We start from the raw sequence: 6,000 nt of genomic DNA on the forward strand, positions 1-6,000 counted from the left end.
AAAAAATAATAGTTATTATTCATTAGTCAAATAGTTGATTGGATAAGAAATAATTAGAGGTATTATCAAAAATTTATTTAGTTAATTAATTCCATTTTGACAAATATAACGGTAAGCTATTTCTAACAAAATAAAGCAAAGATAAATTTGCATTATCTGCAATCCCTGGGTTAACTGGGATCAACACAAGTTGATTCAAAACCCCAAATTTTTGATGACAATATAGAGGTAAGTTTATGGCTCAGTTTCTACTTGAGACTGTTTGGCTAGTTCCTTGCTATGCCTTAATAGGTGGCTTGTTAGCCGTGCCTTGGTCGCCAGGGATCATTCGGAAAACGGGGCCAAGACCGGCGGGTTATGTAAACTTGGTGATGACATTTTTGGCATTTGTACATAGTGCGATCGCCTTACAAGCAACTTGGAATCAGCCAGCCCAAGAAGTGTTTATTCCTTGGTTATCTACGGCTGGTTTAGACCTGACCATCGCTTTGGAAATATCCTCAGTGAGTGTCGGTGCTTTAGTTGTGATTACTGGCTTGAATTTGCTGGCGCAGACTTATGCGATCGGCTACATGGAAATGGATTGGGGTTGGGGACGCTTCTATTCTTTGTTGGGATTATTTGAAGCGGGATTATGTGCCCTGGCTCTGTGTAATAACTTGTTCTTCAGTTATATAATTCTGGAAATCCTCACTTTAGGAACCTACCTGCTAGTCGGCTTATGGTTTAGCCAGCCGTTGGTAGTCTCAGGTGCAAGAGATGCTTTCTTAACCAAGCGGGTGGGAGACTTATTCTTGCTGGTGGGCGTGTTGGCATTATGGCCTTTAGCTGGAACTTGGAATTATACAGAACTAGCCGAGTGGGCGGCGACTGCAAACGTCAACCCGACAGCAATCACACTGGTGGGTTTAGCTTTAATTGCTGGGCCGATGGGTAAATGTGCCCAATTTCCCCTGCATTTATGGTTAGATGAAGCGATGGAAGGCCCTGTTCCCAGTACAATTTTGCGGAATTCGGTAGTAGTCGCTAGTGGTGCATGGGTGCTGATTAAACTCCAACCTGTGTTAAGCCTGTCGCCGATAGTTTCCTCGGCGATGGTGGGAATTGGTGCGGTGACAGCCGTGGGTGCTTCTTTAATTGCGATCGCTCAAATTGACCTAAAACGCTGTCAATCCTATTCTGTCAGTGCATACATGGGCTTAGTGTTCATTGCTGTGGGAGTGCAGCAAGACGAAGCAGCACTGTCGTTAGTCCTTAGCAATGCCATATCCGCAGCATTGTTAGTGATGAGTACTGGCGGAATTATCTGGAATAGCATCACCCAAGACGTAACCCAACTTGGTGGACTGTGGACACGCCGCCCAATTTCCGCAATCGCCTTTATCGTTGGAAGTTTGGGGTTAATTGGTTTTCCACCATTGGGTGGCTTTTGGGCGCTAATAGAATTAGCAGATGGGTTGTGGGAAACCCAACCTTGGTTAGTGGGAGTATTAATAGCTGTAAATGCTTTGACAGCTGTGAGTTTGACGAGAGAATTCGTTTTAATTTTTGGCGGTAAAGCTAGACAAATGGCCCAGCGATCGCCTGAAGTTCACTGGCCGATGATTCTGCCGATGGTAATCTTACTTGGCTTTAACCTACATCTTCCTTTAGTGTTGCAAAACTTATCACTTTTACCCGATTGGGCAAGTCTAAATAGAGATGTTGTACTACTTTTAATTTGGTCGAGTATTTTCGGTTGCGGCATCACTGGCGTAATTTATTTCGGCAATATTCCTAAACCGATTCGCCTCCCTTGGAAAGGTTTACAAGACTTGATAGCATACGACTTTTACACTCCCAAACTCTATCGGATGACCATCATTTTCAGCGTTGCCAAAATTTCCCAGCTTGCCGATATGATTGACCGCTTTGTAGTCGATGGCATCGTTAATTTAGTTGGTTTGTTTTCTTTATTAGGTGGTGAAAGTCTCAAGTACAGCACTTCTGGACAAACCCAATTTTATGCTTTCACTGTTCTTCTAGGAGTGAGTCTTTTAGGAATGTGGGTAACTTGGCCATTTTGGGGAGTACAGTTTTTAAATTTTGTTTTTCAAATCTCGACACTTAAGTAGCAGTAGCTATCCGACTAAAAGTTAACAGTTTAATATTGTGAGGATAATTACATGAGCATACGACATCCGCAGATAAATCTTTCCAGAAGAAGTTTATTCAAGTTTGGTGCAGGTGCGATCGGTACAGGTGTATTGACAGTTGGACTTTGCTCAAACTTACTTGCGCCCGAAAAAGCCTCAGCAGAAAATGATATTACCCCCGAAAAGGCATTGCAAGAGTTATTAGATGGAAATGAAAGATTTGCAAAAAGAAAACGTCGTAATCCCGACCAAACATATTCACGTCTAGTTGAAGTTGCCAAAGGTCAAAAACCTTTCGCTTCTATTCTCGGTTGTGCAGATTCACGCGTTCCTTCAGAGATTGTTTTTGACCAAGGGCTTGGAGATTTATTTGTCTGCCGGATAGCTGGTAATATTGCCACACCACAGCAAATTGGTAGCTTAGAATTTGGCAGCTTAGTATTAGGTTCTAAAGTCATCATGGTCGTCGGGCATGAGAGATGCGGTGCAGTACAGGCAGCGATTAAAGGTGCTCAAGTACCAGGACAAATTGGAACTTTGCTTGAAGCGATTAAACCAAGTGTAGAAAGCTCAAAAGATCAACCAGGAGATAAGGTAGAAAATGCTTGCAAAGCAAATATTTTGGCGCAAGTTAAAAAATTAAAATCATCGTCAGTTTTATCTAAGTTAATAGATGAAGAAAAACTGATAATAGTTGGTGGTTACTATGATTTAGACACTGGCGAAATCAGTAGAGTAGGCTAATTTTTTTGAAATCTCGTTTCCAGTCTCCGGCTGGAAATGCACTTCATTGCGGCTCTGCCGCGAATTATGGAGGCGGAGCCTCTGAATTTGTATTCCCAGTCTCCGACTGGAAACGAGGGACAGAGAGATTTATCACAATTACCAATTTCCTAAAATCCCAAATTACCATGTTAAGTGTTTTGATTTGGCTCCCGATTTTCGCTGCTGTTCTCATAGCAATATTACCTGTAACTATCCCTACTCATCGCATTCGGTTGACAGCATTAATTTTTTCGGCGATAGTTTTTATCTGGAACCTTTTCATCCTGCTGAAATTTGATATCAGCAATCCGGGGATGCAATTTCAAGAATATCTGCCCTGGAATGAAACTCTCGGTTTGAGTTATCAATTAGGTGTTGATGGGCTTTCTATATTGATGTTGGTCTTAAATAGCCTGTTGACGTGGATTGCTATTTACAGCAGTAGTAAAGAAACTGAACGCCCGCGGCTGTTTTACTCGATGATTTTATTAGTTAGTGGAGGAGTTGCGGGTGCTTTTCTAGCAGAGAATTTGCTGCTATTCTTCCTATTCTACGAACTAGAATTAATCCCCTTCTACTTACTAATTTCCATTTGGGGAGGGGCAAAACGGGGTTATGCTGGGATTAAATTCCTGATTTATACTGCGGTTTCGGGAGCATTGATTCTGACAACATTCTTGGGTATGGTGTGGCTGAGTGGTTCTACCAATTTTGCTTTTGATGCAGTCTCTACAGAAAATCTATCAACAGCAAAGCAAATCCTTTTACTAGTAGGGATAGTATTAGGTTTTGGGATCAAAATTCCCTTAGTTCCCTTCCATACTTGGCTACCCGATGCTTACGTTGAGGCTTCAGCACCAATTGCCATTCTTCTTGGTGGCGTGTTGGCAAAGCTGGGAACCTATGGACTGCTGCGATTTGGGTTGGGTATGTTTCCCCATGCTTGGAGTATTATTGCACCGACTCTGGCAATTTGGGCAGCAGTCAGCGCTATCTATGGAGCAGTAATTGCGATCGCTCAAAAAGATATCAAGCGCATGGTAGCATACAGTTCCGTCGGTCACATGGGCTATATCTTGCTAGCTGGTGCCGCCAGTACTCCCCTAGCACTCGTTGGTGCAGTCGCCCAAATGTTTAGCCACGGCATCATCCTGGCGATTCTCTTCCACTTGGTGGGAGTCGTGGAAGCAAAAGTCGGTACACGCGAGTTAGATAAACTCAATGGTTTGATGAGTCCTATACGCGGCTTACCTCTAATTAGTGCCTTACTAGTTTTAAGCGGCATGGCTAGTGCTGGTATTCCCGGTTTAACAGGATTTATCGCCGAATTTATCGTCTTTCAAGGCAGCTTTTCTGCCTTTCCTATCTCGACAATTTTGTGTGTAGTAGCTAGTGGCTTAACCGCAGTTTATTTCGTCATCCTCCTCAACCGCACTTGTTTTGGCAGACTCGATAATTTAGCCTACTATCCCAAAGTCCTATGGTCTGAGAAAATACCAGCTTTAATTTTGGCAGCTTTTATCATCTTTTTGGGAGTACAACCCACTTGGTTAGTGCGTTGGAGTGAATCCACAACTACAGTAATGGTGGCTGCAATTCCCTCCTTGGAAAAAACCGTAATCTCTGAAGTAGCGCTGAAATAGTAAATAGATCAAAACACTTGTAGAGACGGCGATAAATCGCGTCTCAAAATCTATCCCCCAGACGCAATAAATCGCGTATCTACCCATTTTTGATTACCATGACAACAATTAAAACACCTACTAAATTACCTCCTTCCAAGCATGAATTTGCTGAAGTAATTCATCGTCTAGAAGCAGGCGGTGCAATGTTACCCGATACCCCAGAAAATTTGATGCAAATCATCGGTTTATACAAAGCTTATGCTGTGCCGATGGATTTTTACTGGCGTGACCTACTTTATATTGCTGAACAAGAATTTTTAAACCCGTTTCCCTTGTTTAAATACTTCTTACCCAAAGAGTATTTAGAACGGCATAATCATTACGCTGGTGATGATGCTGATTTACGAATTTGGCGCGGCGAAGCAACTGCACATCCAGAACTTTTGGCATTTATTGAGAAAGGTGAAACCTTCAAAATGCCGAAGTTGTTGCATCACTTGTTTCATGATCGCATTAATATGGAATTTGCTGAAGCTTGTATGCGGGCGATGTTGTGGCACAGAGGGATGGGTGGACAATTTGACCCTTACCTAGATTCTGAAGAATACAAAGCCAACGCCGATAGGGCAATTAAAGCTTACTTCCAAGGGAACCCCGTAATGCTGGGGCTTTACAAGCTATTTCCAGAGATGTTTTTGGAGCAGTGCCGCCAGATGTCATACTACGCAAATCTGGGCTTATTCTGGGAAGTCATGGCCCCAGTATTCTTTGAAATGTCCGATCGCTATGACGAAGGTAGCATTAGCAGCGTCCCAGAGGCGATGAGTTTCTTAGTTAATGGTATATTTGCGATCGCAGGTCGTCCCATTTACCATCATGTTTATATTCGTGGCGAATGCTACGAAATTGTTCCCAAATCTAAGGGCTTCATGTGGCTATATGAAGCAGCATTACCTTATGTAGAAGCTGTTTTCTACCGCACCGCACCCTTCCGAGGCACAAAATCTTATAATGCTCAAGCGCGTCAAGTACCGGAAGACCAGAAAGACTTTCACTATGGCATTCTTTACGCTGATGTATTTCCAGTGGGTACTGCTGGCATTCCTCCCACATTATTAATGCAAGACATGCTGCATTTTTTGCCCCCATATCTTGTTGATTATTACAGCCAACATTGCCGGGGTGAAGAAGATATGTTGATTCAGTTGGGAGTTAGTTTTCAACGGTCAATGTACTGTGTTACTTCTGCGGTAATTCAAGCCTTGCGAACTGCACTTTTATATCCTTTAGATGACCAAAATCCCAAGCATTTACAAGCTAATCGAGATTTTTTTGAGATGCAGCTAAATCGCTTTACTCGATCCGATTACAATATTCGTGATGCTGCTCGTTTGGGAAGTATTCAAAAGCAAGATTATAGATAAACCTCATCTATGTTGAGAACCGTAGTTTTTGCCCTCACCCTAAATCCCTCT

The 6,000-nt window shown here is 42.6% G+C and carries 4 protein-coding genes; all 4 read left to right on the forward strand.

The features are described from left to right. The first annotated feature begins 236 nt into the window (after window positions 1-236). A complete protein-coding gene (locus Q0541_RS30060; protein WP_298919831.1) occupies window positions 237-2,114 on the forward strand; it encodes an NAD(P)H-quinone oxidoreductase subunit F in 1,878 nt (625 codons plus the stop codon). 51 nt (window positions 2,115-2,165) lie between these two features. Next, entirely contained in the window at window positions 2,166-2,879 is a 714-nt protein-coding gene (locus Q0541_RS30065; protein WP_298919833.1) for a carbonic anhydrase, read from the forward strand. Between the two features lie 167 nt (window positions 2,880-3,046). Then, window positions 3,047-4,543 (forward strand): NADH-quinone oxidoreductase subunit M, encoded by a 1,497-nt coding sequence (locus Q0541_RS30070; RefSeq protein WP_298919835.1) that lies wholly within the window; start codon window positions 3,047-3,049, stop codon window positions 4,541-4,543. 98 nt (window positions 4,544-4,641) lie between these two features. Next, entirely contained in the window at window positions 4,642-5,949 is a 1,308-nt protein-coding gene (locus Q0541_RS30075; RefSeq protein WP_298919837.1) for a CO2 hydration protein, read from the forward strand. Window positions 5,950-6,000 lie beyond the last annotated feature (51 nt).

Source organism: uncultured Nostoc sp., from assembly GCF_937863485.1.
In the GTDB taxonomy this organism is placed as follows: domain Bacteria; phylum Cyanobacteriota; class Cyanobacteriia; order Cyanobacteriales; family Nostocaceae; genus Nostoc.